We start from the raw sequence: 23264 nt of genomic DNA on the forward strand, positions 1-23264 counted from the left end.
AGTAATGAAAGCAGTACAAATATTCAGTATTTTCTTGTCAGTACAATGTGCCTATGTTTTCGCAGTAGGGCTTAAGCTCCCTGATTGCCCTAACTCTCCTAAATTGGAAACGGAAATTTACTTTTATATAGATAAAAGTGTGCTTAATGAGTATTCAGAAAAGTTCGTCAATTCTAAAATTAATACTTGGGTGAACTATTCAAATCTTACGCTAGAGAACTCATGCATCCCAATAGAAAGAAAAGTCACAAAAGTAGAATATACTTCAAACATAGATAGCTCTTTGTTCCAAGACGTTGATGCTGCCAAGAGCCTTGTGAATTATCATTCTAAATCTGAAATCCCAGAAACTAACAGCTCTGGCGTTCCTATTTTCAAAGCAATTTTGTTTTCAAATGCGGCTGACAGTTTTAAGTCCCAATGGTGTGGGGTCGCATCGGCGACATCTAACTACTTCGTAATTGGACTAAATTGTTACGATAGTGCAATGGAGCACGAAATTGGGCATTTAAGCGGTGCAAATCATGATATGAAAACAGTACTTGAGTATAGTCCGAAGTTTGATGTGGACTCTTTTGTTAACTATACGTTTCCAAACAAAAATAAGAGGTATAGCTTTGGTGCTACTTGCTCAAGTCGAGGAACAGTCATGTCTTATGAAAAAGATATAATTCCGGCATATTCAAGTCCAGACATAAGTGTAGATGGCCAAGTTTGCGGCGATGAGCTTACGGCCAATAATGCAAAGGTTCTTCGTGATTTTGCAAAAAGATACATGTCTAACTAACAACATAGCTAACAATAAATTTAAGAATGATTCGCAACGTTTGGTCACTTTCATTTTAATTGGTTTAACTGTTTGCGTAATGTATTTAAAAAGGGAATTTAAATTGATTCTAAACCATGTCTCAGTGGGTGTTTCGAATGTGACCTCGTCTGTCGCTTTTTATGATTCACTGCTTTCTACTTTGTCTATTAAACGCTCTCATTACATCGAAAATGTAGCAGCGGCTTATGGTGAGCATTTTGAGTTTTGGGTCGGTTGTCCATGCAAAGAGGGTGCGTCTGCCGGGAATGGAACTCATATTGCTTTTAATGCGCCAAGTCGAGAGGCGGTTGATCGATTTTACGCTAGCGCGTTGGCGCTAGGAGGTTCGTGTGCAGGCAAACCGAATTTGCGTCCCGAATACGGTGAGACTTACTACGCTGCATTTGTGCGTGACCTTGATGGAAACAAACTGGAAGCGGTATTTATCTAACTGAATCCACATCTTCTTTGTTCGTTGTGCTATGGCTGCCGCCTTTTTATGCGCAAGGCAACATTGCGACAGCTGGAGGCTGTTTGTCTTCACAGTACTTGGCGGCTTGGGTGATTGGCAAACTTGGAGGCCGAGAAGCCGTTGAGAGTGCCATTCACTATGTTGCGCCCGTCGGTGAAAAGGAGCAAACCGTTACCCACTGCATGTCCGTAGTGAGCGTCTACCAATAGAGTCAGTGCCGCGTTCACTCGACACTATCGATGCAGATCATCATGGCGTCTGGTCGCCAGTACTCTAGCTCGCAGTCCATTAGTTGTCCGTCTTGCTTGTAGTTCACGCGACAGATTTTTAGTACGGGTTGGCCTTCTGCTAGATTGAGGGCCTTGGCAACATGTGCTTGAGCTGAGGTGGGAATGACGTCAAAGCGTGAGCGCAAAGTCTCATAGCCGAACTTATCACGATAAATGCCCGTCAACGACATAGTCAGGTTTTCGCTTAATATGCCTTCAAATAAAGACGCTTTTAAAACGTTCTCGACAAATAGCACTGCTCGTCCATCAATGCATCTCAGTCTTTCGATGATATGAATTGGTGTGATTGTGTTGACCTCTAGAGCTTGAGCATATTCACCTGCCGCCATTTCACTTCGTACATTCACCAGTCTGGTTTCTGCAATACGGTTTTGGTCGCGAATCATTTGATGAAAATGAGATCGGCACAGAGGGTTATAGCGAATTCGTTGAGGAGAGACATACCAACCACGGCGTTCTTCGCGATAGATTCGCCCTTCCGTTTCGAGTGCGATCAATGCATCTTTGATGGTAATGCGCGTGGTTGAGAATAACTCGCTAAGTTCTCTTTCAGAGGGTAATTTTTGGCCTTCAGATAGGACTCCAGACTCGATTTGCTCTCTTATGTTAGTTTTAATTCTTGCTAGTTGGGTTCCTAATGGAGGGGCCACTGTTGTTCTCATTGCTGATCTAGTCCATGTGTTGAGCTAGAGATAATGTAAGTCGGACAGATAACAGAATTATGACATACGTTAATTGATCAAATTGCGCCCAAATGACATATATCTGCCATAGAAATTCATTCAAACTGTCAAAATAGTTGCGCCAAATCGTCACATTTACTGCCTAGGATAAATTTTGAACTTACTGACCTAGTCCAGAAGGATGGAGACAATGAAAACTTTGCTAAGTCGTTCAACGGCTATTTCTGCCAAGAAAATGGTACCTGCTGCTCTCATTGCAGTATCACTCTCGATGCCAGCCATAGCAAAACAGGCGGATCTCGAATCACTGATCCAAGCCGCACAAAAAGAAGGCGCGGTGTACAGTGTGGGAATGCCAGATAGTTGGGCAAACTGGAAAGACACATGGGTAGACCTGAAATCAAACTACGGTTTGAAACATCAAGATACGGATATGAGCTCGGCGCAAGAGATCGCTAAGTTTGAAGCAGAGAAGAAAAATGCAACCGCTGATATAGGCGATGTTGGTTTTGCTTTTGCACGTGTCGCACTGAAGAAGGGCGTGACTCAAGCTTATAAACCGACAACCTGGAGCGATATTCCTGATTGGGCGAAAGATAAAGAGGGTCATTGGGCACTGGCTTACACTGGCACCATCTCATTTATCTCTAACAATAATCTCGTCAAAAACGCTCCGAAATCTTGGGATGACCTGTTGAAAGGGGACTACAAGGTGACTGTCGGAGATGTGGGTGTTGCAGCACAGGCAAACAATGCCGTTCTTGCAGCAGCATTTGCCAATGGCGGCGATGAATCTAACTTAGAACCCGCACTGAAATTCTTTGCTGAATTAGCAAAACAAGGGCGCTTATCGTTCACAGATCCAAGTATCGCTAACCTAGAGAAAGGTGAAGTTGAAGTGGCGATTTTGTGGGACTTCAATGCGCTTAACTACCGTGACAAGATTGATCGTCAACGCTTCACCGTTAACATTCCTCAAGATGGTTCTGTCATTTCGGGATACACCACCATCATCAACAAATTCGCTAAAAATCCGAATGCGGCTAAGCTGGCTCGCGAGTATATCTTCAGTGACCAAGGGCAGATCAACCTAGCTCAAGGTTATGCTCGTCCAATTCGCTCTAACGTAGTATTGCCTAAGTCAGTTCAAGATAAGCTGATTTCTAATGACCAATACAGCAATGTGCATCCCGTAAAGGATTTCAATGCTTGGGAAAAATCTGCGCGTAAATTGCCACGTCAATGGCAGGAAAGTGTGTTAATTCACCAACAATAAGAGTCCGTCACTATGAACAATAAGGTTATCCTTGTTGTTCTAGATGGACTGAATTATCAGGTAGCCCGTGACTGTATGGGCTACCTCAATGGCCTTCTAGAACAACACCACGCAGGCTCGCGAATGTGTGCAACATTGTATCCCGTCCTTTGCGAGCTGCCTTCATTATCACGTCCACTTTACGAATGTATATTGACTGGAGTGCGCCCCGTTGACAGTGGCATTGTGAATAACAATGTAGTGCGTTTGTCGAACCATGAGTCGATTTTTAGCCTCGCGAAATCGCAAGGCAAGGTGACAGCTGCCGCAGCGTATCATTGGATAAGCGAGCTCTATAACCGAGCCCCTTATGAACCAGTGAGAGATCGTTTTACACATGATGAAGCGATGAATATTCAGCACGGCTGCTTTTACCACTGGGATCACTATCCTGATGAAGCTCTCTTTCTTGATGCGGAACATTTGCGCCGAGCGTATAGGCCAGATTTTTTGCTGGTTCATCCGATGAACATTGATGATATGGGTCATAAATATGGTTTGGATTCTAGCCAGTACCGTAATTGTGCACGTCACGCAGACATTATTTTGTCTAACTATATTGAGCAATGGCTAGCAGACGGTTATCAAGTCATCGTCACCAGTGACCATGGTATGAACGACGATCGGTCACACGGGGGAATCTTGCCACAAGAACGCCAAGTACCGCTGTTTTTGATCGGGGATAAATTCACCCATCAAGAAGGGCAAATTAAGCAAACAGAGCTCTGTGGCATGATTTGCCAATTGCTCAATCTCGAGCACACTAAGCCTTATTCTCAGGAATTGTTAGCATTATGAGCAGTTCTGTTTTATCGACTCGTACACAAGAGTCAAGTTCAGCGAAGCCACATTGGCATCGATGGGTTGGGCGTATCAAACCCGCATTGTGGCTGGCGCCTTTTGCGCTATTTTTCTATCTCTTTCAGTTGGCTCCTATGGTTTGGGTGCTGATCAACAGCTTTATTTATGATGGCGAATTTGCATTTGATAACTATATTGAAGTGCTAGATTCAGCTTTTATGATCCAGGCTTTTAATAACAGTCTTTGGTTAGCTGTTTGGTCGAGCGTTGTCGGCTTAGCGATTGCAACCTTGCTGGTATCTTCGCTACGCCGTGTTGAAGGGAAAATTCGAGATAGTGTTATTGCGTTTACCAATATGAGCAGTAACTTTTCGGGTGTGCCTTTGTCATTCGCGTTTATCATCATCTTAGGTACCAACGGTGCATTGACCTTGCTGCTGAAGCAGTATGGCTTATTAGGTGATTTCGATCTGTATGGTAAGTGGGGTTTGCTGGCCATATATGTTTATTTTCAGATCCCTCTGGCTGTTTTGTTGCTGTATCCCGCTTTTGACGCGCTCAGTGATGACTGGCAAGCCGCCGCTGCACTCCTAGGAGCTCGTACAGACCAGTATTGGGCAAGAATTGCGTTACCAGTGCTTTCTCCGGCACTGCTTGGCACCTTCATCATTCTGATTGCCAATGCGATTGGCGCCTATGCCAGTGTATACGCATTGACTTCGGGCAATTACAACGTGATCACCATTCGTATTGCCAGCTTAGTATCGGGTGACTTGTTCCTTGAACCGAACTTAGCGGCTGCCATTTCTGTGATTTTAATGGCCTTGCTTGCTCTGATCACCATGATCAATCAATGGCTTATTGCAAAAAGCTATGCGGGTAGGAAGTCGTGATGCATAACGTTAATACTCGATTCCACAAAACGGTAGTGTATTCCATTGTGGGCATTATGCTGATACCGATTTTGGCAACATTCGTCTATTCGGTGTCATCCCGCTGGGGCGCGACCATTTTGCCTGATGGCTTTACGCTAGACTGGTATCTCAACTTACTGAGTGACCCACGATTTTTGCAGGCATTTGGACGCTCGTTGTTCATTTGTATCGCATCACTTTTTTTGAGCGTGGTGTTGATTCTACCCGCGATATTTGTGGTTTTTTATTACTTTCCGAAACTAGATAAGGTTATGAATATCATGATCTTATTACCCTTTGCGGTACCACCAGTGGTTTCGTCTGTGGGATTGCTTCAGCTTTATGCAGACAGTGAAATTTCTCTTGTTGGCACACCTTGGATTCTAATCGGCACTTACTTCACTATAGCGTTGCCATTTATGTATCGTGCTATTGCTAATAGCTTCGAGGCAATCAATCTGCATGATTTGATGGACGCTGCGCATCTTCTCGGGGCGAGCACCGCCAAAGCGTTTCTGCTAATTATTCTGCCAAACTTGAAAAAAGGATTGATGGCATCGCTGTTTCTTTCCTTTTCATTTTTATTGGGCGAGTTTGTATTCGCCAATATCTTGGTTGGTACGCGTTACGAAACGCTACAGATTTACCTTTATAACATGCGTCAGACCAGCGGCCACTTTACCAGTGCGCTGGTGATGACCTATTTCCTGTTTATTTTTATCCTGACTTGGCTGGCGAGTCGCTTTAGCCGAGGAGTCAAATAATGAGTTATGTAGTCGCAAATAACCTGACCAAACGCTTTGCGGATAATACCGTATTCGAAGAGATTGAATTCACTATTAAGCAAGGTGAATTTATTACGCTGCTTGGCCCCAGTGGTTGCGGTAAATCGACCTTGCTTCGTAGCCTGGCAGGATTGAATCCTGTGGATGGGGGAGAGATTTGGGTAGATGGTGAGGAGATTACTCACCAGTTACCTCAGCAGCGGGGCATTGGTATGGTGTTTCAGTCCTATGCGTTGTTTCCTAATATGACTGTGGAAGGCAATATAGGTTTTGGTTTGCAGATGAAAAAACTGGCAAAGCAAGAGATTCAACGCCAAGTCGCTAGGGTAATCGAACTGGTTGATCTCAAGGGTAAAGAGAAACACTATCCACATCAGCTCTCAGGAGGGCAACGTCAACGAGTCGCTCTTGCTAGGGCGTTAGTGGTTAAGCCGCGTATCTTACTCCTTGATGAGCCTCTTTCCGCACTGGATGCCAAGATACGTAAGCACCTCCGTCAACAGATCCGTGATATTCAAAAAGAGATGAATTTAACGACAATTTTTGTCACTCATGATCAGGAAGAAGCGATGATCATGTCAGACCGCATTTTCCTAATGAATAAAGGCGAAATTGTTCAGGCTGGTTCTCCGGAAGAGATTTATACTCATCCAGCCAACGAGTTTGTGGCAAGTTTTATGGGGCATTATAATTTGGTTGAAGCAATGAAAGCGAAGCAACTGTTCAATATCGAGACCGATTGGAAGGTAGCGATACGTCCTGAATCCATCTATGTCAAAGAGCAGGGGCGCAAATATGGCAGCCATGTATCTGCCCCGCAAAAGGCGATAATAAAAAACCATCAATTGTTGGGAAATGTGATTCGCTATCAGGTCGAGGTCGACCAGTGTGAGCTTACCGTTGATCTCCTCAATCGCTCATCTGAGCGTTTACTGGCCAACGGTAGCCAATTAGAACTCTTGTTTAATCTCAATGAAATTCAACCTGTGAGAGCGTAATGATGTCAAAGCCGTTGTATGTATTTGATATGGATGAAACCTTGATCAATGCTGATTGTGCAATGATCTGGAACGAGTTTATGGTTGAGAAAGGTATCGCGACCAGCCCCGATTTTATCGAGCAGGATCAGAGATTAATGGCTCTTTATGCTCAAGGGAAAATGGATATGGAGGATTACCTCAAGTTTTCCATCTCTCCTTTGGTTGATATACCCATAGAGCAAGTGAATGTGCTGGTGGAAGAGTGCGTAGAGCGCCATATCCTCACCAAGCAATTTAAACAGTCCAAAGTTTTAATTGATCAACTTAACGAACAAGGTATTCAGATGGTAATCATCTCTGCCAGCGTAACATTTCTTGTGCAAGCGGTTGGGCGACGCTTGGGAATTGATGTGGCGTTGGGTATTGATCTCGTTGAAGATGGCGGACGCTATACTACCGAGATTAGAGGTGTTCCAAGCTATCGCGAGGGTAAGGTAATCCGATTAAAACAATGGTTGGATTCACAACCCGAGACTTACTCCAACATTCACTTCTATACTGACTCGATCAACGATTTGCCGCTATGTGAATACGCGGATCACGCTTATTTGGTCAACCCATGTCCACGTTTGAGAGCCCGTGCAAGCTCTATGGATTGGCAAGTGCTGAACTGGACTTAGCCGTGATGTTGTTCAGTTGGTCGGTGGTGGGCAGCTTGGATAAAGAGTAAGCGTTAAACAGAAAGTAACGGATTCCAATGAACAAATTTGATCGCTATTTTGGGCTTAGGCTTGCTAGCGCTGATAGTCTTCAGGCAACAAACTATGACCATTGCAGTCGGCTAAATACACCAGTGCATCAATAACGCGAATCGGGGTCAACAGATTCTCTTCGTTGCAAGGGGCTAACTCAAACGAGAGGTACAGTGTATCTGCTTCAATCTTGACGAACAGATTACCTTGCGGTGCTCGTTCTTGAGTTAGAGCGAAGGTGCCCACACCGAGGAAGTGGGAGCTGTTTAAGTTGCGCGTAGCGTAGATATCACATTGCAATTTATGAGCAAGGGTCAAGAAATCGAGCAGGAGATTCACTTGGTCGTCCGATACTCGATCGAGCGCATCAATATGGGGCGCTTTGCAGTAACGGTCGAAATAGCCGATCATTTCTTCTATGTCATTGTCAAATAGCATCTTCTGGCACCTGTGTTGTTTGGCTGGCGATTGTACCTATACAACTCTCTATTCACAAAGCGTTTAGTACGGCTTTTATCCTCAGTATGTGGTTGATCGTTTGTCACGAAAATTCGGCTTATCGCAGTGTCGGAAAATAACAGATATTCGTACCGTTTATATATGTTGCATTGCTTATTTGGCTGTATTATAAAGTGTTTCTCAGCACAATAACTTCATGATTATATTAGTTTTTACTAACCTTTAATAACATGGAGAAAAGGTGATGAGCAAGAAAACTAACAACTATAGGCTAGTGGATATTCTCCGTTTTCGTCGGGCTTACGTAATGTCGGATTTTAATCTCAACACAGACCAAATATCGGTTCGTGGTGACGATTACCAATTGCGTAAGATAAAACAGGTAGAAGTACGTAAGCTTGGGGTAAAAGATAACATGGTGAATGTTATTTCCCTCGCTTTAATGCTGTCGGCCGCGACTTGGGCGTTTGTTCCGCAATTTGGTTTTTTAATGCTCGCATTGACTCTAATTCTTGCGTTTGCGTCTTGGAGAAAATACGAACTTAGGGCTGAGTTTGTTGCAACGGATGAAACGGGAGATTACTGGGTATCGATTGCTCGCGGCTGCAGTAACGCAGAGTACAAAGTATTTCAGCAAGTTGAATCTCAACTAGCGTCTTAGGTTAAAAACGAAGGCTCACCCACTTACGGTGGGCCTTTTGTTTATTGAGGTGCGTAGCGGATGGGGCTTTCAAACCACCTTAACACTGCGGAAAGATCAGCGTTAGGAGGTTCAGATGTTGAAACTGGTAGTAAAGGTTGCGATCATAAATGTCATTGCGGCTCTAGTTGTGTGGTTGCTTTCCTACGTTGTTGATTTTTTTGTCGTCACACGACTTTCTGATTTCTTATTTATGGTCGTTTTTGTTATCTGGGGCTTGGCAATGCTAACTTGGGAAGGTGGAACAGATAGCAAAACCGCTAGGTACAATAACCCCAAGCTCGATTCAGTCTACAAGATGGTCAAAGGTTTTGACGTCGAGAAAGATGAAAGAAAACGCTATCGACAAAACTACCAAGATGGTTTGGTATTGTTTATTGCAGGTATTCCCGCGTTAACTGGATGCATCATTTTAAACATTTTATAGCTTAGGAAGAGCGTAATATGTCACTGATACCTTTTATGAGTTCGCATTATGGTGTGCTAATCGATTGGATCGACTCAGACCAACTCAACTATTTGTGGGGAGGAAACTGTTACCAGTTTCCATTGACCGACGAACAGATTGAGTTTCACTGCAATAAGGACATTGTTCACCCTTTTATGCTGGAGCACAACGGCGAATACGCTGGTTATGTTGAGCTTTACCAAGAAAGGGCAGACTGTTTTCGTATCTGCCGAGTGTTTATTGCACCTCCGTTTCGTGGCCAAAAGCTGGCGGCGAAGATGCTGCAACTATTAATCGACCATGTACAATCCCATTTTGTGGTTTCTCAGTTGAGGTTAGCTGTGTTTGAACACAATGATGTTGCGCGTAAGTGTTACCAGTCACTCGGGTTTCAGGTGGATAAGATAGAGCGGGGAACGCGTCGTTATGAAGGGCAAGATTGGAATCTAGTGTTGATGAGTAAAGAATTGAGTCACATAGAGTAAGCCCCACAAAGCGGACGTTGTGGAGCTAATCCATTAGTTTGCGATATTCATGGTCACGTTCAGATCCAATGAGAGACGCGACAGTTTATCCTTTAGAATACGACGCGCTTTCTCCAGTTCAGCCACCTGAACTTGTTGTCCTTGAGAATGTACATCCAGTCTGACGCGCAGCTCACGACCTACCTTAATAACCCCCGCCACGGCAAGTTCCTGATCAACTTGTGTCTCTAGGGCGAGTACCTCTTTGTTAACCGCGTGACAGATCTCTTCGTCAGGTTTCATCATCAGTAGTTCGCGTAGTGCACCTGCTAACATCTCAAGTGGTACTTTAATGAAGTAGAAAGACATCAGCAGCATCATCACCGGATCAGCATAGACGGCATATTGTGCGAACGGTGAAACGGATACCAGCCACGCAGCCACGAAACCTAAGGTCACAGCAACGCTAAGCAACGTGTCCATCTGCCACTGTTTTACTTCAGCGTCTACCAAGCCAGATGAAATAAGTTTCGACTTATTCGCGATGTACCACCATGCGTAGCTACAACCAACAACACTTACCGCACCGAAAAGCGTTGCAATACTCGCGTCAACTTCACGGCCACCATTGATTAATGCCTGCACAGCTGAATACAGTGAGTAGGCAACGATCGCTAAAATCACACTACCTTTTATTGCGATCACTAGGGGCTCAAGCATCGCTTTACCAAATGGAAACTGGCGCTTGGACGGCTGAGCAATGTATCTAGACACGGCGAGCGACAACAAAGTCAATAGCAAACTGACCAGTGAATATACACCGTCAAAAACAATGACAAGTGAGCCAACTAGTAAGCCGAGTACGAGTCCGCTACCCGCAAAGCCCGATGCTAAAAGAGCTGAGAAGGTTAGGATTCGTTTTTCGTTAAGGCTTGTTCGGGCACACATAATGAGTTCTCTTGTAAAATTCCCCTATATTTTTCTCAATATAAGAGAATTAGACAATCCCTATATGAATACCCAATATGTCAAATAGATGAATTTTAGTTAAAATTGTTATTTTTCAATGAGATGCGAACAGAATGCGGTGTCAATAATATTGTCGCTGACTGATTGATGGATCAAATAATCGTCGCAACGGTTAAAAATCAAACAAAAATTCGTTTAATTTGTCTGCCAGCCAAGACATTCCAGGATGCTCTGCCATACCTGAAGAGGTGAACATACAGTAATCTTCTTGGGTCAAGCCATAAGTGTGTTTTATTACCGAGAGTTCCTGTTTGCGTAGCAAGTGTCGGATCAGCGGTTCAGGGAGTACGCCCCAAGCGTCTTCTTCAAGAATCGTGTTGAGTATGTAGTCAAAGCTTGAGAAGCCTATGTGACGCAGCGAGAAGGGTTGTAATTCTGGATTATCCTTTTCATTTAGATAAACCATAACGGCTTGCATAGCGTTACGCAGTTCGTCATCCGAGACCCGACGAAGTTTGGCCAGTGGGTGAGAGGAACGACATACTGACATCAGGCGTATCTTGCCTAATGGCTGAAACGTGATGTGAGGGTCATTGAGTCGTTCGTAATCGACGCCAAACGCGAAATCAACTTGGGAAGTTGCCACAAGATTTGCCAAGTCACCACTAGAGGCTAAAACAATGTTAAATGCGGTTGCAGGAAAGCGGTTGTTAAGCTTATGAGAGAGATCCTGCCACAGTTCGTCAGGCAGAGAATCGTCACGAGCTATCCATACCTCGGCGTTAAACTTACCTGATACGTGAGTACAGGTTTTACGAATACGCGCTGCGGTAACTAGCATATTGTGACAATCTTTGTAAATGGCTTTACCCGCTTCAGAAAGCACCAAATTATTGCCACTACGAACAAAAAGTTCGACATCGAGATCTTTTTCTAGTGCTTTAATCGCCATACTCAAGCGTGTGCGGTTGCACTCTAGTTGGCGAGCGGCCTCGGAAACCGAGCCTGTGTCGGACACAGTACAAAAAGCTTCGATCTGAGTAAGGTTCATCTTTTGTTCAATTTGGTTAGTCTCGAATCGATATTATATCAATCTCTGTCAATTGTCTGTTTTCCGAATTGAAATGCTATGAATTTCATGCAGTTTTGATACTCTTGGGGCATGCCTAATGAATGTTGTTACAGGGAGATCATGATGGCTAATAGTTGGGACGATGTCGCACTCGATTGGGACTCGGATAACACGACTAGTGTATATGCGGATAAAGCTTTTGAATCTCTACAGCAAGTAGTTGATGTTAAAGGGTTACATATTTTTGATTTTGGCTGCGGAACAGGTCTGCTTAGCCAAAGAATGTCTCAAACGGCAAAAGATATTGTCGCGCTCGACAGCTCCGAAGCAATGATAGAACAACTCGATAAGAAAGAGCTTCACAACGTAGAACCCGTAGTTGATCTACTGACTCGTGGTTTAGTGGCGATGCACCCTGCATTTCGAGCACAGTTTGATCTAGTGGTTGCCTCTTCAGTGTGTAGTTTCCTACCAAACTATTCAGATGTCGCGGATATTGTTTACAGCATCCTCGACGATGGCGGACATTTTGTTCACTGGGATTGGTTGTCGGACAAAGACGAAGTTGGCGGAATGACGATTGTTCACGCTCAGCAAGTGCTGACGAGTGTGGGTTTTAGCCAAGTAGAAATCACGACGCCGTTTACCATCACAACCCCGCACGGCGAACAAACCGTGTTGATGGCGGTTGCCAAAAAGTAACTCGATTCGGTTTAAACATTAAAGCCCAGTAGAAATACTGGGCTTTAATGTTTTATACCACTGGGACGGTCTGATATTGACTGACTTCGTCTAGTACCCAAGGGTTGGCAATCGCCCCCTGATTTTTAACTTCTTGTCCATGAAGAACTTGTTTGACTGCCAGTTCGACCAATTTACCCGATTTGGTTTTGGGTATTTCACTTAACGGATAGATTTCAGCCGGAACGTGTCGGGGTGAGCACTGACGACGCAGCGTCTCTTTTATGGTCGAAATCATATGCTCGGTCAGTGATGCATGAGGCTCAAGCTGAACGAACAGAACGACTTTTTCATCACCATCTACTTGCCTTGCAACGGCGATAGAATCTTGGATCCCAGCCAGTTGGTTAACTTGCTGATAAATTTCTGCCGTTCCGATGCGGACACCGCCGGGGTTCAAAGTGGCATCACTTCGTCCGTAGAAAATCATTCCGCCTCGTGGAGTCATTTCGACATCATCGCCATGGTGCCATGTATTTTCGAACTTATCCCAATAAGCCATATGGTAACGCTCACCATCATCGTGCCAGAACCCTAACGGTTGGTTGGGGAAACTGTTTTGACAAACCAACTCACCGCGGGAGGCAATAATAGCTTCACCAGATTCATTGAGCACTTTGACATCCATACCCAAGCCTGCACCTTGGCACTCTCCGCGATAAACCGCAGAGATTGGATTGCCCAATACGAAGCAACCGCAAATATCGGTTCCGCCAGATATGGATGCAAGGTGGATATCGACTTTGATATTGGAATACACAAAATCAAATTGTTGAGGATAGAGGACTGAGCCAGTTGAACAGAGTGTTTTGAGAGATTTCAGTGGCAACTGGCTACTAGGATTAAACTGCTGTTTCTCTAGAGCTTCTAAGTATTTTGCCGATGTACCAAACAGCGTGACCTTAGCATCTTCAGCCAGTTGCCAAAGTATTTGCTCGTTAGGGTACATAGGGCTGCCGTCAAATATCACCAAGGTCGCGCCGCTTGCTAAAGCGGATACGTGCCAGTTCCACATCATCCAACCGCATGTCGTGTAGTAGAAAATACGATCTTTCGGTTGAATATCACAGTGAAGTTGATGCTCTTTGAGATGGTTTAATATCGTCCCTCCCACTGAATGAACGATACATTTCGGTTTGCCTGTCGTACCTGAAGAGTAGAGGACAAAAAGAGGATCATTAAAACTAATCCGCTCATAACGCATCGCGCGTGGCAGGTAGCTGGCAAAAATCGCTTCCCAATCAGAGAATGACTCACAGCGGTCATCCATTGACATATCTATTTGTAAGTAGTCAATTTGGCACGTATTTAGGATGCTTGGAATCGCATCAACAATTTTGCGGTTTTTCTCTTCTATTTGGAAGGTCTTACCGTTGAAGTCGTAACCATTACAGCAAAACAGAATTTTGGGTTGTACTTGTCCAAATCGTTCGATGACGCTTTCCGCGCCAAAGTCAGGTGATGTTGAAGTCCAAATGGCACCAAGGCTGGTCGTTGCGAGCATGGCGATCACAGTCTCTGGCATATGTGGAAGATAGCCAGCGACGACATCGCCTTTTTGAACGCCATTTTGAACCAACCATTGCTGAATGATTGAAACTTGGTCACACAGCTCCTGCCAAGTCAGTTGACGACTCGACCCTCGTTCGTTCTTAAACCAAATTGCGGTGTCATCTGGTGCCTGAAAAGAGTAGGCCAACAGATTTTCGGCATAATTTAGTTGCGATTGTGGAAACCAGATCGTATCTCGGCTTGGGTTAAACTGGCCCCACTTGGCCAACCCTTCGCCTAAAATGCAGTCGCCCTTGTAGCCTATGACGTCGCAAAACTGCCAAATCTCGAGCCAGAAGTTCTTTTTGTTTTCAATCGACCACTGGTGCAAGTCAGCATAGCTATCGATTTTATTTCCCTGAATATTAATGTGTTTTATAAATTGACTCAGGTTTGATGACTCCACTCGCTCACTACTTGGAACCCAAATAGGTGCTGGAAGGTTCGTCTGCGAATTAGACATGACATCCTCGTCTTATTGTTCTCCGTTTTCTCGAATAAGCTTTGATGAAAAGGTAGCCAAAGTCAAACTTACCGAGCTTCAACAGATGGCTGAAAAATAAGAAAAAAGTGTTAAAATGTAAAATAATTGTTACACAGAGTCGGTGTGAGAGAGTTGGTTGGCTAAATTGTCACCGCCCCTGCATGACGATAGGCTTAATGTGAAGGAATTGTTAATGGAGCTGGTCATGACACAATATCGTTCTAAGCCTGTGAATGATAAAGGGGTAGTTGAATGGAGTTCAGAAGAAGACCAAGTATGGAGTGATTTGGTTAGTCGCCAACTCCACTTGGTGAAACAACGCGCCTGTAAAGAGTATTTGGCAGGGTTGGAGTTGCTGGATCTGCCACTAGATAGAGCGCCTCAAATTGTTGATATCAATCGGGTTCTCAAGCAAGCGACGGGCTGGCAAGTTGAACCCGTGCCAGCGTTGATTAATTTTGACCGATTTTTCGCATTGCTTGCAGACAAGAAGTTCCCTGTAGCTACTTTTTTGCGGAGTAGAGAGGAGTTTGATTATCTCCAAGAGCCGGATTTCTTTCATGAGATATTTGGCCACTGTGCAATGCTAACCAACCCTGAGTTTGCTGAATTTACCAACATGTACGGCAAGTTGGGTCGAGATGCGAGTGATAAGCAGAGGGTATATCTGGCGAGACTTTACTGGTTTACTATCGAGTTTGGTCTTGTCAAAGAGGGAAGTGAGCAAAAAATTTATGGCGGCGGGATTCTATCCTCTCCAGGTGAGACTTTGTATGCACTGGATGATCCGCTAGCTAAACGGGTTGAGTTTGATCTCCACACCGTGCTCAGGACACCTTATCGAATTGATATTATGCAGCCGGAATATTTTGTCCTAGACGACATCGATCAGCTTTATACCCTGAGTAAGATGGATCTGATGTTTCATGTAAAACAGGCGATGGCTGCTGGATTATTACCCCCACTATTTGAACCAAAGGAAGTAAATCATGCTTGATGAATTGCGTTGCGAAGCGTGCACCGCTACTGCTGTAGCTCTAGGCGCAGAAGAAAGAAGGCTGCTATTGACTGAGCTAGAAGATTGGCAAATGCTTGAACGAGACAGCATTCCCCAGCTAGAAAAAGTCTACAAGTTCAAAAACTATAAACTTGCTTGGGAATTTGCCAACAAAGTTTCAGAGCTGGCTGAAGAAGAATTTCACCATCCTTCAATTTTACTTGAGTGGGGTAAGGTGACGGTGACATGGTGGAGTCATTCGATAAAAGGTCTGCATCAGAACGATTTCATCTGCGCAGCCAAGTGTGACAAGCTGATTTAGCATGCAACCTGGTTCAAAAAAGTCTGATTTTATCAGGCTTTTTTGATGCGAGATTACGCAGATAACGGCTGTTTATGATCCAGAACTTGCTCGATTTTGCAGACCGTAAGTGGCTTTGACTTTAAGTACCCTTGAACATAATTACAATGATGTTGGCGAAGTATTGCGAGTTGTTCTGGCGTTTCGACACCTTCAGCAACCACTTCGAGGTCAATGGTATGTGCCATTGAGATGATCGCTCGACATAAGTTATCCGCGTTACTCTGACCAAGAGCGAGACGACTAACAAAACTTCGGTCGACTTTAAGTACATCAACGGGGTACTCGTTGAGCACCGAAAGGGAAGAGTACCCAGTACCGAAATCATCGAGATATAAGGTGACCCCCAGCGCTTTGATACGCTGAAGTTGATGAGCACTGCATTCTTCCCGCAATAGCATAGACTCGGTTATCTCTATTCCGACCAGATGGGCAGGGAAATCATATTGGTCTAGCAACTGAACCAGTGTGTGGTATATGTGCTCAGACTCAAATTGTTTGGCAGATACGTTAATGTTGATCCTTGGTACATCGCGTTCTTTCCGTGAATGCCAAAGCCGATTCAGAGTCTTACAACACTCATTGGCGACCCAGTCACCAATCTTGATTATCATTCCAGTCTCTTCAGCGATTGGGATAAACTCTGCGGGAGAGACTTGACCAAGTTTAGGATGATTCCAGCGGAGCAATGACTCAAACCCCGTCACTTTATCGGTATCTGCACAATAGATTGGCTGATAGACCAGCGATAGCTGCTTTAACGCGAGAGCGCTGGTTAGCTCTTGTTCTAAAGTGAAACGCATTTTCGCTTGCGAGAACATTTTCTCGTGAAAAAAGACTACTTTTTCATGGCTAGAGCTTTTGGCGCGATACATAGCGGTATCGGCCTCGCGGAGTATGCCTGCTAATGTCTGGTTTGGATCAGTAACAATCGAAATTCCGATACTGGCACCAATATGGCAGGACTGGCCGTCAATAGTGTATGGACGGCTTAATACGTTAGAGTAACGTTGACAGATATCGGTGAGTGCTGAACGTGAAATAAGGCCCGGTAAGCAGATGACGAACTCATCCCCCCCAAAGCGAAAGCCCATATCATTGCTGCGACAGTGTTCAGTTAACCGGCTTCCGACTTGTTTAAGGAGTTTATCGCCATGCAGATGCCCCATTGAGTCGTTAATCACTTTGAAACGGTCGAGATCAATAAACAGAATCGAGAACCCAACGGATTCTCCACGAGCCATGAGGTTGAGTTGAGCCGCCACTTCATGACCCAAGGCGTTACGGTTTTTTAAATTGGTTAGGTTATCTTTGATGGCTTGATCGGCCAGTGAGCGCGTTTTCTCTTCGATGACACTATCGGACACTTTGAGTCGCGTCGCGTAGAAATTTGTGGCGATCGTCGCTGAACAGGTGAGCAAAAAGATCAAAATAATCAATGTAAGCCCATATCGAGCTGTACTACCCGTTCGGTCTAGCGTCGTGATCGATACTTGCCAATACTGGTTGAACAAAGGGATCCGTGTGACGCGAGTGGCTTGCGCGAGGCGTGTTGTGATCCCGTCAGATTCCAGCTCAGTATTAATGTGCGACTCAAAGATGAGTTGCTGACTGGGCTCGATATGAGCTTGAATTTTCGTTGTGGAAGAGTTGATTTCTTTGTGCCATATCTGACCTAGCAACTCATGTAGCACGAGATTGGCTACAATGAATCCTTCCAAGTTGCCTTTATCCGAAAACTTGGGTAATAGAAGACGAACGTTAGCTTGACCATTTTGAGTGAAGTCGGAGACACCAATTCTTCCGGTCGTTATTGCACGAGACATTGCACTGACATTATTCGGGTCGGATTCTAATCTAACACCTAATTGGTCACTGCCCTCAAACCATGATGACAGATAGAGTACCGGTAACGTCGTTTGATCAAGAAACCAGATATCCGAGTCGGCTCCCTCTAATGTAGGGGTTATTTTGAAACCGAGAAAACCATCGCGCTGCGCTTGCCGTTCGAAGTCTGCTATTTGGTCTAACTTGACTGCTGGTGCCCACATCACAGAACCGACGCTCAAATTGGTGTGAACTTGCTCGGTAAAATAGGATTCAAATTGTTTGGCTGATGGCTGGTTACTATTCGATATAAATGCACGGGTCGAATAGATTAAAGACTCAACACTCTTAAGCGATTGCGATAGAGTTTGAATTCGGTTGGTCAATTGCGCTTCTAACTGGGCGTGGATCTTTTGTGTTTCATACTGGTGAACCGTGAAGTAACTCAGTACGGCCAGTATCGTCCCCAACAGCCAGATTAAAATTAAATGTTTATAGGAAAGAGCAAGTTTCAAGAGGCGTGTGAGTCAAATCGAAAAAATGTATAACGCAAATGGTAACTATTATTATTATCAATGCAAGATGGTATTGAGTAGATAATATGTGAGATTGATCCAGTAATTGAGAGTAATGTAGCTATCGATAGACAACCGATAGCGGTTGGAATCAAGGGGAGTCGTTTTCTGTATCTGGTCTGGCCCTGCGTAATGTTTCGACTTCATTCACATATCGTTGCTCTAGGATGAGCAGTTTAGTAAACAGTTTATTGATATCGAGTATTAACGCCTGATTAAGCTGCGCATACTTTTCGCTTGCTACGGCGTTTGATTGATTGTCCATCTGCTTGCAATGCTGGCTGATGTTTCGCCAGCGTAGCAGTAGTTGTTCTGCACGCTCAGATAGTTGCTGTAGGGAGTCTCGCTCTAGTTGTATTTTATCAACGACAAAAAGCGATGCCTCAATTTGGGAGTTCATACTTTGATGTAAGGTGTCCTTATTGCTGTCCCAAAACTGGCGGATCTCCTGAGGAGTGAATTCTTGGTAAAGAAAGGGCTGCTCGTTATGGATGTGCAGAAACTGATTAAATTTTTGAGCATGGAGGTTATAAGTTCGGTCAAGATCGGTCTGAAGATTGAGGATTTCGTTCCATGCTGGAGCCGAACAATGGGCACTAAGTACCTTAAAAGGTAAAGTGATCAGCAGTGCTGCCGTTATAGTAATATTAATACAGTGCCATTTCATCGTGGTTGTGGTGGTGGTTATAACTCGATAAGTATAGGAAAAGATTAGGCGGATATGAAAAAACTCATCATGGTTGTCTTGTTGTTAGTGGGTATCGCCTGTGCTGGCGGTGGTTACTACATTTTCTATTACAAACCGCAGCAAGATGCTCTAGCGCTAGCGGCGGCTGAAGACGAAAAGCAACCTGTTACACCACTGCCTATTGTCGAAGAAGAGGAAGAGGTTCGACCCGCGCCCCCAGTGACAGATTATTACGTTAGCCCACCCAGACTGGGTGTACGTGAAACCCCAGATGTCGACGCGTTTATTGAGAGTGCTGTGTACCGTGGCGACAAGTTGCACGTACTAGAAAAGAAAGATGGCTGGGGGCGAATTTCTCCCTACTATGTTTATGAAGAAGGGGGGCCTGAAGTCGCAGAGTGGGTGCCGATGGACGCACTGCTTGAGGTCGCGCCAACCATTTCAAAGCAAGAGAGGATGGAAACCATCAGCCAGTACATCGAGCAATCTGATGACTTTAAGCAACACTTTGAGATGTTTATAAAAACAACCGACCAACTGCTTAAAGAGGGGACTTGTACTCCTGAAGACTTTGAAGAGACCAAAGGATGGATTCGTTCCGTGACATTCAATCAACAACAAGCTTACTTTGTTTACTGCGGTGGTTTAAAGCAAGCCAACAAAATCTATCTTGATGTGTTAAGCGGTAAGATATTCTACCGATAGTGGTTTGACTCAGATATGGAATATTAGCTTTTAGAACATTTTAGTTGTTTGTCATATGGGTTAGATCTACTATCTCGCTGTTAGATATAATCAGGCTGGTCAATGCTTCGTCGATTCATTTCATACATTTGGCTTTTTACTCTTGCGATGGTTGTGCCTTCGCAGGCGTTTGCGTATCTGCTGCAAGCCGAAAATGAAGCCTCCGCTCGATTAAGCTACCGAATTAATACTCTTCTACCTGCGTCTAAAAGCGATGCTCAGGCCCTGTTTGACGAAGTAAGAGAAGACTCTCAGCCTAAACCGATCACACAATCGGAATTTGCTCAAGATTGGTTAGCGATCGTAAGTACTAATCGCTGCCTACATTCTACTCGTTTTGTTGATGACGCTGATTCTTCGTCGAATTTAGAACTACCGACTTTTGAACCTGCGATCGTTGCCCTTTTCCGTTTATACAAGGCAACCTGTCTATCTTCGACTAATGCCCTTGCTACTCGTTATACCTCGCCAAGTCGAATTGCTGGCTGGAAAGAGTCCAACGCACTTTATGTCGCGTTAAACGCCCAATACCCGGTATTTCTTTAACTTACTTTTTCGGAAGCGATTACGCCTTCTTACGTTAGTAATTTAGGTTCAGGCACGCCTGAGCCGAACAAAGTTAAGAAATACAATGAAAAAAAATCCTGCTAAACAGGCGAGTTCTGCTCGTCTCATGAACCATTATTCAGCTTGGAAATACGTGGTACTGATTGCCACGATTATCATGCTGACATTGAGTGCTATCCCAACATGGTATGGTGAAAAACCGTCGATTCAGGTGACAACGTCACAAGGGCAGGCAAATACTATTTTAAATAACGTCACTGAACTGAATCATTATCTTGATCAGCGTGATATCCAAGCAAGTCAAATTGAACAGATGGGTAACAAAACCACCTTGGTGTTCGATAACGAAACTGAACAGACACTGGCAAGAAAAGAGCTAGATAAATTGCTCAGCAAACAGGATAGTATTAGTTTCTCTTACGTCTCGGTGGCACCTAAGTGGCTGAGCGACATGGGCTTTAGTCCGATTAAGCTCGGGCTAGATCTACGCGGTGGTGTTCAATTCCTCCTTAATGTAGATATTGATAAAGCGTTCGAAGACCAACGCAATAGTTTAGTCGATGAAGTGAGAGATTTTCTCCGTCAAGAGCGTTTGCGTAGTGTGCAGATCGCTTCGGTTGGATCAGAAGCATTTGATATTAAATCAGACTCTGAACAGGCGTTAGGATCGATTCAGAGCTTCCTCAAGCAGAACTACCCAACTTGGGACGTAAAACGACATTCAGATTTCATTGCGGTTAAACCGACGGTTGAAAGCAAGAGTGAGTTCCAGTCCGTCACATTAAAGCAAAACTTAAAGATCATGCGTGACCGTATTGAAGAGCTTGGTATTACAGAAGCGTTGGTACAGCGTCAGGGTGAGCACAGTATTCGTATTGAGTTACCGGGTGTCCAAGATCCATCGTTGGCGAAAAATGTCATTGGTGCGACCGCAACGCTAGCCTTTCATGAAGCCCGCACGCCTTCGGAAGGTAAGGCGTATGGTGACATTGCACTTAAAGATAACGATGGCCGTGATGTCACTTTAGCAAAACGACCAGTGTTGACTGGTGAACACATCATTAATGCTCGTGCTGGCGTCGACAAAATGGGTTTCTCTGAAGTTAACATTTCACTCGATCATGCGGGTGGCAAGATGATGAGTGACTTCTCCGCTGGTCATATTGGTAAACCAATGGCGACCGTGTACCGCGAATACACCACCAATGCGAAAGGTGAAACAGAACGCAGCGAACGTGTTATTAGTGTCGCGACTATTCAGTCTCAGCTTGGCAGCCAGTTCCGCATCACTGGAGCAGGCTCAATGGAAGATGCACAAAACTTAGCCTTGTTGCTTCGCGCGGGCTCTTTGACTGCGCCAGTGACTATCGTTGAGGAGCGCACGATTGGTGCTTCATTAGGTGCTGAAAACATTCAGAATGGTTTTGCCGCTTTAGCGCTAGGTCTTGCGATGACGCTGACTTTCATGGCGCTCTGGTATCGTCGACTAGGTTGGGTCGCTAATGTGGCGCTATTGGTCAACATGGTTAGCCTACTTGGTCTTATCGCACTCCTACCAGGAGCAGTACTGACACTGCCGGGTATCGCGGGTTTGGTACTGACTGTCGGTATGGCGGTCGATACCAACGTGCTCATTTTTGAACGCATCAAAGACAAGCTTGCAGAAGGGCGCACGTTTGCGCAGTCCATTGATCTTGGCTTTGGTAGCGCGTTGAGCACCATTCTTGATGCCAACATTACCACCATGATTACCGCAGTTGTACTTTACTCGCTTGGTAATGGCCCAATTCAAGGTTTCGCTCTGACTCTTGGTCTCGGTTTGCTGACCAGTATGTTTAGTGGTGTGTTTGCATCACGTGCAATTATCAACTTAGTTTGGGGACGCGATGCGCGTCGTGATGTGAGGGTTTAATCATGATTGAGTTTTTTAAACAGCGTATTCGCCGTATTCGTTACATCACAAGCTTTGTTTCTTTAGCGCTGATGGTCGTTTCTTTGGTCGCATTGGCGATGAATGGCCTGAACATGGGCTTAGACTTTACCGGTGGTATGGTGACTGAGGTCAAGGTTGATAACAATGTGACCCACTCGCAGTTGGTAGAGGTATTGCAACCAGCCCTTGGTGAGTTTACCAACGTTACGCACTCAGACCAGGATGGAAGATGGGTGATTCGTTACCCAATTCCTCAAAGCGACGCACAGGTAGCAGACCTAAGTCAGACCCTAGCACCGATTTCGCATCAGGTTGACGTGATCAGCAACAGCATGGTGGGTTCACAAGTAGGGCAAGATTTGGTTGATCAAGGTGGCTTAGCGCTGATGATTTCGATGCTGAGCATCTTGGGCTACCTCTGCTTTCGTTTTGAATGGCGTCTGGCAAGTGGTTCACTGCTGGCGTTGATTCACGATGTCGTACTGGTATTGGGATTCTTTGCTGCAACGCAGATGGAATTTAACTTGACCGTATTTGCGGCAATTCTGGCAATTTTGGGTTACTCACTCAACGATTCAATCATTATTGCTGACCGTATCCGTGAGTTGCTCATTGCAAAACAGTCTCTATCAACGGAAGAAATCAATGACCAAGCTGTGATAGCGACCTTCTCACGTACTATGGTGACTTCAGGAACCACCTTGCTCACGGTCTCGGCACTGTGGATTATGGGAGGCAACGCATTACAAGGGTTTGCTGTGGCGATGTTCATTGGTATTTTGTCTGGCACTTGGTCATCGATATCGATCGGTACTGTCTTGCCAGAGTGGTTGAAGCTCGAACCTAAGCACTATCTACCAGTAGAAATAGATACGGCGCCATAG

The 23264-nt window shown here is 44.8% G+C and carries 25 protein-coding genes and 1 pseudogene; 19 read left to right on the forward strand and 7 right to left on the reverse strand.

Translation table 11 applies throughout. The annotated features are described in order from the left end of the window. The first annotated feature begins 4 nt into the window (after nt 1-4). The 3 genes and pseudogenes from ACQEXT_RS14195 to ACQEXT_RS14205 form a co-directional block, all read left to right on the forward strand. Nucleotides 5-787 (forward strand): hypothetical protein, encoded by a 783-nt coding sequence (locus ACQEXT_RS14195; RefSeq protein ID WP_426952642.1) that lies wholly within the window; start codon nt 5-7, stop codon nt 785-787. Nucleotides 788-890: 103 nt separating this feature from the next. Beyond that, entirely contained in the window at nt 891-1259 is a 369-nt protein-coding gene (locus ACQEXT_RS14200; protein ID WP_138972040.1) for a VOC family protein, read from the forward strand. 41 nt (nt 1260-1300) lie between these two features. Then, nucleotides 1301-1489: pseudogene (locus ACQEXT_RS14205) on the forward strand (AraC family transcriptional regulator); the annotation flags it as partial. A 14-nt stretch (nt 1490-1503) separates the two neighbouring features. Here the strand turns inward: ACQEXT_RS14205 and ACQEXT_RS14210 are convergent. Then, nucleotides 1504-2232 (reverse strand): UTRA domain-containing protein, encoded by a 729-nt coding sequence (locus tag ACQEXT_RS14210; RefSeq protein ID WP_138972039.1) that lies wholly within the window; start codon nt 2230-2232, stop codon nt 1504-1506. A gap of 211 nt (nt 2233-2443) precedes the next feature. Between ACQEXT_RS14210 and ACQEXT_RS14215 the strand changes: the two genes are divergently transcribed. Genes ACQEXT_RS14215 through ACQEXT_RS14240 form a run of 6 tightly spaced genes read left to right on the forward strand, consistent with a single transcriptional unit; the run spans nt 2444 to nt 7728 of the window. Further along, nucleotides 2444-3529, forward strand: a complete 1086-nt coding sequence (locus ACQEXT_RS14215) for an ABC transporter substrate-binding protein (protein ID WP_426952644.1) — start codon at nt 2444-2446, stop codon at nt 3527-3529. Between the two features lie 12 nt (nt 3530-3541). Continuing rightward, entirely contained in the window at nt 3542-4366 is an 825-nt protein-coding gene (locus ACQEXT_RS14220) for an alkaline phosphatase family protein (RefSeq protein WP_426952646.1), read from the forward strand. Beyond that, nucleotides 4363-5262: an ABC transporter permease gene (locus ACQEXT_RS14225; RefSeq protein WP_426952647.1), complete on the forward strand. Its 900-nt coding sequence runs from the start codon at nt 4363-4365 to the stop codon at nt 5260-5262. Before ACQEXT_RS14220 ends, ACQEXT_RS14225 begins: the two co-directional genes overlap by 4 nt. After that, entirely contained in the window at nt 5262-6047 is a 786-nt protein-coding gene (locus ACQEXT_RS14230) for an ABC transporter permease (protein WP_138972035.1), read from the forward strand. Before ACQEXT_RS14225 ends, ACQEXT_RS14230 begins: the two co-directional genes overlap by 1 nt. Further along, nucleotides 6047-7066: an ABC transporter ATP-binding protein gene (locus ACQEXT_RS14235; protein WP_426952649.1), complete on the forward strand. Its 1020-nt coding sequence runs from the start codon at nt 6047-6049 to the stop codon at nt 7064-7066. Before ACQEXT_RS14230 ends, ACQEXT_RS14235 begins: the two co-directional genes overlap by 1 nt. Before the next feature lie 2 nt (nt 7067-7068). Next, nucleotides 7069-7728, forward strand: coding sequence for an HAD family hydrolase (locus ACQEXT_RS14240; protein ID WP_331418724.1), 660 nt, complete (start codon nt 7069-7071; stop codon nt 7726-7728). Between the two features lie 114 nt (nt 7729-7842). Here ACQEXT_RS14240 and ACQEXT_RS14245 read toward each other — a convergent pair whose 3' ends face one another. Beyond that, nucleotides 7843-8238 carry a hypothetical protein gene (locus tag ACQEXT_RS14245; RefSeq protein WP_138972033.1) on the reverse strand — a complete coding sequence of 132 codons (396 nt, stop codon included), beginning with the start codon at nt 8236-8238 and terminating at the stop codon, nt 7843-7845. A gap of 265 nt (nt 8239-8503) precedes the next feature. Between ACQEXT_RS14245 and ACQEXT_RS14250 the strand changes: the two genes are divergently transcribed. The 3 genes from ACQEXT_RS14250 to ACQEXT_RS14260 all read left to right on the forward strand — a co-directional run bounded on the left by ACQEXT_RS14250 (nt 8504) and on the right by ACQEXT_RS14260 (nt 9892). Continuing rightward, nucleotides 8504-8920: a hypothetical protein gene (locus tag ACQEXT_RS14250; RefSeq protein WP_426952650.1), complete on the forward strand. Its 417-nt coding sequence runs from the start codon at nt 8504-8506 to the stop codon at nt 8918-8920. 115 nt (nt 8921-9035) lie between these two features. Next, a complete protein-coding gene (locus ACQEXT_RS14255; RefSeq protein ID WP_426952651.1) occupies nt 9036-9386 on the forward strand; it encodes a hypothetical protein in 351 nt (116 codons plus the stop codon). Nucleotides 9387-9403: 17 nt separating this feature from the next. Then, a complete protein-coding gene (locus ACQEXT_RS14260) occupies nt 9404-9892 on the forward strand; it encodes a GNAT family N-acetyltransferase (RefSeq protein WP_426952652.1) in 489 nt (162 codons plus the stop codon). Between the two features lie 33 nt (nt 9893-9925). On the opposite strand, the gene ACQEXT_RS14265 is transcribed toward ACQEXT_RS14260, so the two are convergent. Further along, a complete protein-coding gene (locus ACQEXT_RS14265; protein WP_426952653.1) occupies nt 9926-10819 on the reverse strand; it encodes a cation diffusion facilitator family transporter in 894 nt (297 codons plus the stop codon). Between the two features lie 193 nt (nt 10820-11012). After that, a complete protein-coding gene (locus ACQEXT_RS14270) occupies nt 11013-11891 on the reverse strand; it encodes a LysR family transcriptional regulator (protein ID WP_426952655.1) in 879 nt (292 codons plus the stop codon). Nucleotides 11892-12035: 144 nt separating this feature from the next. On the opposite strand from ACQEXT_RS14270, the gene ACQEXT_RS14275 reads away from it, so the two are divergent. Beyond that, complete coding sequence (locus ACQEXT_RS14275) at nt 12036-12614, forward strand: class I SAM-dependent DNA methyltransferase (protein ID WP_138972027.1); 579 nt, start codon at nt 12036-12038, stop codon at nt 12612-12614. A gap of 52 nt (nt 12615-12666) precedes the next feature. Here the strand turns inward: ACQEXT_RS14275 and ACQEXT_RS14280 are convergent, their stop codons facing one another. After that, nucleotides 12667-14667: an acetoacetate--CoA ligase gene (locus ACQEXT_RS14280; protein WP_331428281.1), complete on the reverse strand. Its 2001-nt coding sequence runs from the start codon at nt 14665-14667 to the stop codon at nt 12667-12669. Nucleotides 14668-14893: 226 nt separating this feature from the next. Here ACQEXT_RS14280 and phhA point away from each other — a divergent pair, with 226 nt between their 5' ends. Further along, nucleotides 14894-15685 carry a phenylalanine 4-monooxygenase gene (gene phhA / locus ACQEXT_RS14285; protein ID WP_138972025.1) on the forward strand — a complete coding sequence of 264 codons (792 nt, stop codon included), beginning with the start codon at nt 14894-14896 and terminating at the stop codon, nt 15683-15685. Beyond that, a complete protein-coding gene (locus tag ACQEXT_RS14290; RefSeq protein WP_138972024.1) occupies nt 15678-16007 on the forward strand; it encodes a 4a-hydroxytetrahydrobiopterin dehydratase in 330 nt (109 codons plus the stop codon). The genes phhA and ACQEXT_RS14290 overlap by 8 nt, the downstream gene beginning before the upstream one ends. Before the next feature lie 53 nt (nt 16008-16060). On the opposite strand, the gene ACQEXT_RS14295 is transcribed toward ACQEXT_RS14290, so the two are convergent. Together ACQEXT_RS14295 and ACQEXT_RS14300 are read right to left on the reverse strand one after the other, a co-directional pair. After that, entirely contained in the window at nt 16061-18343 is a 2283-nt protein-coding gene (locus tag ACQEXT_RS14295) for an EAL domain-containing protein (protein WP_426952658.1), read from the reverse strand. Nucleotides 18344-18539: 196 nt separating this feature from the next. Continuing rightward, nucleotides 18540-19115 carry a hypothetical protein gene (locus ACQEXT_RS14300; RefSeq protein ID WP_426952660.1) on the reverse strand — a complete coding sequence of 192 codons (576 nt, stop codon included), beginning with the start codon at nt 19113-19115 and terminating at the stop codon, nt 18540-18542. A 54-nt stretch (nt 19116-19169) separates the two neighbouring features. Here ACQEXT_RS14300 and ACQEXT_RS14305 point away from each other — a divergent pair, with 54 nt between their 5' ends. The 4 genes from ACQEXT_RS14305 to secF all read left to right on the forward strand — a co-directional run bounded on the left by ACQEXT_RS14305 (nt 19170) and on the right by secF (nt 23264). Further along, nucleotides 19170-19841, forward strand: a complete 672-nt coding sequence (locus tag ACQEXT_RS14305; RefSeq protein ID WP_426952662.1) for a hypothetical protein — start codon at nt 19170-19172, stop codon at nt 19839-19841. Nucleotides 19842-19943: 102 nt separating this feature from the next. Then, nucleotides 19944-20426 (forward strand): hypothetical protein, encoded by a 483-nt coding sequence (locus ACQEXT_RS14310; RefSeq protein WP_426952663.1) that lies wholly within the window; start codon nt 19944-19946, stop codon nt 20424-20426. Nucleotides 20427-20511: 85 nt separating this feature from the next. After that, a complete protein-coding gene (gene secD / locus ACQEXT_RS14315) occupies nt 20512-22359 on the forward strand; it encodes a protein translocase subunit SecD (RefSeq protein ID WP_426952664.1) in 1848 nt (615 codons plus the stop codon). Between the two features lie 2 nt (nt 22360-22361). Then, complete coding sequence (secF, locus tag ACQEXT_RS14320; protein WP_426952665.1) at nt 22362-23264, forward strand: protein translocase subunit SecF; 903 nt, start codon at nt 22362-22364, stop codon at nt 23262-23264.

Origin of the sequence: Vibrio sp. TRT 29B02 (assembly GCF_050113655.1) — a bacterium.
Taxonomy (GTDB): Bacteria; Pseudomonadota; Gammaproteobacteria; order Enterobacterales; family Vibrionaceae; genus Vibrio.

Coding starts and splice junctions, on each gene's coding strand:
- ACQEXT_RS14195 (WP_426952642.1), top strand. CDS start 5: ATGAAAGCAGTACAAATATTCAGTATTTTCTTGTCAGTACAATGTGCC.
- ACQEXT_RS14210 (WP_138972039.1), bottom strand. CDS start 2,232: ATGAGAACAACAGTGGCCCCTCCATTAGGAACCCAACTAGCAAGAATT.
- ACQEXT_RS14215 (WP_426952644.1), top strand. CDS start 2,444: ATGAAAACTTTGCTAAGTCGTTCAACGGCTATTTCTGCCAAGAAAATG.
- ACQEXT_RS14220 (WP_426952646.1), top strand. CDS start 3,542: ATGAACAATAAGGTTATCCTTGTTGTTCTAGATGGACTGAATTATCAG.
- ACQEXT_RS14225 (WP_426952647.1), top strand. CDS start 4,363: ATGAGCAGTTCTGTTTTATCGACTCGTACACAAGAGTCAAGTTCAGCG.
- ACQEXT_RS14230 (WP_138972035.1), top strand. CDS start 5,262: ATGCATAACGTTAATACTCGATTCCACAAAACGGTAGTGTATTCCATT.
- ACQEXT_RS14235 (WP_426952649.1), top strand. CDS start 6,047: ATGAGTTATGTAGTCGCAAATAACCTGACCAAACGCTTTGCGGATAAT.
- ACQEXT_RS14240 (WP_331418724.1), top strand. CDS start 7,069: ATGTCAAAGCCGTTGTATGTATTTGATATGGATGAAACCTTGATCAAT.
- ACQEXT_RS14245 (WP_138972033.1), bottom strand. CDS start 8,238: ATGCTATTTGACAATGACATAGAAGAAATGATCGGCTATTTCGACCGT.
- ACQEXT_RS14250 (WP_426952650.1), top strand. CDS start 8,504: ATGAGCAAGAAAACTAACAACTATAGGCTAGTGGATATTCTCCGTTTT.
- ACQEXT_RS14255 (WP_426952651.1), top strand. CDS start 9,036: ATGTTGAAACTGGTAGTAAAGGTTGCGATCATAAATGTCATTGCGGCT.
- ACQEXT_RS14260 (WP_426952652.1), top strand. CDS start 9,404: ATGTCACTGATACCTTTTATGAGTTCGCATTATGGTGTGCTAATCGAT.
- ACQEXT_RS14265 (WP_426952653.1), bottom strand. CDS start 10,819: ATGTGTGCCCGAACAAGCCTTAACGAAAAACGAATCCTAACCTTCTCA.
- ACQEXT_RS14270 (WP_426952655.1), bottom strand. CDS start 11,891: ATGAACCTTACTCAGATCGAAGCTTTTTGTACTGTGTCCGACACAGGC.
- ACQEXT_RS14275 (WP_138972027.1), top strand. CDS start 12,036: ATGGCTAATAGTTGGGACGATGTCGCACTCGATTGGGACTCGGATAAC.
- ACQEXT_RS14280 (WP_331428281.1), bottom strand. CDS start 14,667: ATGTCTAATTCGCAGACGAACCTTCCAGCACCTATTTGGGTTCCAAGT.
- phhA (WP_138972025.1), top strand. CDS start 14,894: ATGACACAATATCGTTCTAAGCCTGTGAATGATAAAGGGGTAGTTGAA.
- ACQEXT_RS14290 (WP_138972024.1), top strand. CDS start 15,678: ATGCTTGATGAATTGCGTTGCGAAGCGTGCACCGCTACTGCTGTAGCT.
- ACQEXT_RS14300 (WP_426952660.1), bottom strand. CDS start 19,115: ATGAAATGGCACTGTATTAATATTACTATAACGGCAGCACTGCTGATC.
- ACQEXT_RS14305 (WP_426952662.1), top strand. CDS start 19,170: ATGAAAAAACTCATCATGGTTGTCTTGTTGTTAGTGGGTATCGCCTGT.
- ACQEXT_RS14310 (WP_426952663.1), top strand. CDS start 19,944: ATGCTTCGTCGATTCATTTCATACATTTGGCTTTTTACTCTTGCGATG.
- secD (WP_426952664.1), top strand. CDS start 20,512: ATGAAAAAAAATCCTGCTAAACAGGCGAGTTCTGCTCGTCTCATGAAC.
- secF (WP_426952665.1), top strand. CDS start 22,362: ATGATTGAGTTTTTTAAACAGCGTATTCGCCGTATTCGTTACATCACA.